This is a genomic window from Pandoraea sp. NPDC090278, assembly GCF_044772185.1.
In the GTDB taxonomy this organism is placed as follows: domain Bacteria; phylum Pseudomonadota; class Gammaproteobacteria; order Burkholderiales; family Burkholderiaceae; genus Pandoraea.
In genome coordinates this window covers 1-2,881 of record NZ_JBIVYJ010000035.1, presented here as the reverse complement: position 1 = coordinate 2,881, position 2,881 = coordinate 1, and the positions used below count along the sequence as shown (strand labels likewise).

The 2,881-nt window shown below is 54.3% G+C and carries 2 protein-coding genes and 3 pseudogenes; 2 read left to right on the top strand and 3 right to left on the bottom strand.

Annotated features, from left to right (window positions below; all coding sequences use genetic code 11):
- Positions 1-96 (top strand): annotated as a pseudogene (locus ACIQWO_RS27410) (transposase); the annotation flags it as partial.
- Between the two features lie 24 nt (positions 97-120).
- Positions 121-308, top strand: a pseudogene (locus tag ACIQWO_RS27405) (transposase); the annotation flags it as partial.
- Positions 309-794: 486 nt separating this feature from the next.
- Here ACIQWO_RS27405 and ACIQWO_RS27400 read toward each other — a convergent pair.
- The 3 genes and pseudogenes from ACIQWO_RS27400 to ACIQWO_RS27390 all read right to left on the bottom strand — a co-directional run.
- A complete protein-coding gene (locus tag ACIQWO_RS27400) occupies positions 795-1,043 on the bottom strand; it encodes a transposase (RefSeq protein WP_402830852.1) in 249 nt (82 codons plus the stop codon).
- A gap of 494 nt (positions 1,044-1,537) precedes the next feature.
- Complete coding sequence (locus ACIQWO_RS27395; RefSeq protein WP_402830851.1) at positions 1,538-2,176, bottom strand: hypothetical protein; 639 nt, start codon at positions 2,174-2,176, stop codon at positions 1,538-1,540.
- Positions 2,177-2,313: 137 nt separating this feature from the next.
- A pseudogene (locus ACIQWO_RS27390) lies at positions 2,314-2,607 on the bottom strand (IS3 family transposase); the annotation flags it as partial.
- Positions 2,608-2,881 lie beyond the last annotated feature (274 nt).

Here is a 2,881-nt window from a genome sequence, read left to right as displayed (position 1 = left end):
GCACATATCGGCGTCGATGCGGATTCGGGGCTGGTGCACACCGTGGTGGGCACCGCTGCGAACGTCAACGACGTGACGCAGGCGCATGCGCTGGTCATCGTATGAACTGAAAGATCCGCCGTGAAGACGAGCAAGTTCCCGGAAACACGGATCGCGTTTGCCTTGACGCAGGGTGAGCCAGGTACGAGGGTAAAAGTGGTGTGCCGTAAGCCAGGTATCAGCGCGGCAACCTTTTCAACTGGAAGAAAAAACACGGTGGCGCGGGGCCATCGGAGCTGCACAGAATGCGCCAGTTGGAAGAGGAGAGCATGAACTTCAGTCCCCGTCCAAGAAATCCAAGCGGATCACCCAGAGCAATAGTCTTTGGCGGCCGTAAGCTTCGTTTGCGCAGTATATTTTTCCTCGGTCACGCACACTTTGTCCCATTCCTCAGCCAGCGTCTCGATACAGGGGACTCCCTGCTCTTGGATCGCGTGCCAGAGCCGTACGAGCCAGCGTTGCCGCGTGTCGAAATCAACTGACACGTCGACGATGATCGGAACCAACATCTTGACGGCCCGGTTCACCGCAGAGCCCAGCGCCCGGAAGAACTGTCGACTTGTTTCAGTGCTGGTGATACTTTCGCTAGAAACTTGGCCGCGTCTTGCGCGGCAAGCACCGCACCACTGCGGGCGACCCGCTTGACTTCTGCAAGCGCTTCCTTGATCCGCTTGATTGGCGCGTCCGAGCGCCAGCCGAACGCGTGGCGGCGAAAGCGCGGAGCAAATTGCTACTTGTACGCGGCGGGCTTTTTTTCATTCATCCGTCTGAGATCGCAAGTCCTGCAGGGGACGCAGGGCGAGAATCATCTTCTCAAGCATCATCACCCAGCCTTCCAGTTCCTCGATGGTGCAATCGGCTTGCTCCACGAGTGTGGGGGCGTCTGTCGAATACGACAGGCTCGCGCCGTTAATCACCGTGTGCGCCATGCCATGCAGTCGCAGCAGATCGTCACGCAGCCCATCCGGTCCGCAGCGAGCTCGAAGCGAGTCGAATTGATCCACCGCTTGTTGGATGACTAGGTGTAGTGACTTGCAATCGAAACCGGCCGTGCTTGCAATCGACGCGGTTTTTTGCTTGGAATAACTGCAACTGACGGAAAGCGCGTGCTCGGATCATTTGCAACTGTGCTTGCACTCAGCCGGTCGTGCTCACATTCCATTTCCGCCTACTGACATTATCTGCAACTGACGAGACTCAGATCGGCAGCCCCGCGGCAAGCATCCTGTCGCAGGGTCGTAGCTCGTACCGGTTCCAGCGAGTTGCTGAAGAGCGCCTTGATCTCGACCGGCTTCGCGTCGAACAACTGCTCCTCAAGGTCCTTGACGCGGTAGCCGTGACGCGTGAATGCGGAAGTAGAAACCCGGTGCCCCAATCGAGCTCGCCGGGATCTGTGTGTCGGGATCGGGCAGTTGGTATCCCCACCTCGATCGATGCCGCGCGATTCGATGCTCTGCATGATGACTGATGAGGCGTCGCAAGTGTTGGAAGTTCCCAATCATGAAGATAGAAAGGTTGGTCCAGAGTAGACAATTCTTATTTGCAAGCTATTGGCGTCTTGGGACGACTGCCCAGGAATCTGAAAAAGAATTCGAATGACTTTATCCGGCGATCGGCCGGGTTGCATGCAATAGTGCATTATTTCAGAGGTGTCCGGATAATTATAAAATCCAGATGGTATCCAATGGTAAAGATCCGGAATGAATGCAATACAACATTCGAACGAAACATGTGGATGGCCGATCATCGCTTCACCATACGCGGCTTTGGTAAGAAGTGTTTTGCTGTGTTCATCCGACCACGGAGGTACGGTGAAGGCATAAGCTCCTTCGGGAAAGAAACCTCTTCCCGGGATATTCAGTTGGCGCTGATCATTCCTTGTAAAGTTAGGCGCCATTCTTATGGCACCATAACGCGCAAACTGATCTATCTTCCATTTTGCGCCATAATAATATAGTAGAGGCGGCTCTGGATTTTTTAGGAATGTAATGAGTCTGAGGATCGTTGTATTATCAAAATTCCCGTTGCCTTCATGAATTCGATCAATGTCATTCGACATTTCAGCCTGCATACGCATCCATGTCAATTTCGCTGATCTTTGTATGAAGTCTTTAAGGGTGAGTCGATCGTGTGGCATACGCTGGTTTCTGAGGTGATAGTACGGAACAACGTCCAACAAAGGATAGTTTGATGGACGCCTCCGGTCCGCGACTGGGACATCTCGCGGAGCCGCATAAATGGCATCCGGAATCGCCTCCCTCTTTCGACGTCCAACTATACTGGATTTTCATCGGCCAATCTGGAATTCGTATGTTGATCGGCTACGCGATTACCTAGCGAAATCTTGATCCTCTTTTCGTTGTACCACCGGATGTATGAGTCCAAAGCGTCGACGAATTGCTCAAGGGTGGCGGACTGCCAGTTCCTCGAGTAGAACAGTTCGTTCTTCAACCTCCCGAAGAAGCCTTTGCACGCGGCGTTATCGGGCGAATAACCTTTGCGTGACATCGAACGAACCGGCTTTGCATCGGCGATGCGAGATAGCCAGCCTGGCCCGTGATGCCAGGCAGCAGCGAGGAAAACACCGACAGCCGTCCAAAGGCTTTGGGATCCTTGTTTCCCGTACGGCAGGCCAGCAGCCGGACGGACGCCAGGGGGCTCACGTCAGTCCACTGGCGGATTCGGATTGCCAGGTGCATGGCATTCACATCGGCATCGTTCATCGTGATGGGGCCGTGCGTACTTCTAGGGGCCAGCTCACGAAACGGAAAAAATCGTACGCTAAGCTCTGTCAGCCATTCGTAGCGGTCGAAACTTGCCTTTCCCGAATTGCTTATTCGGC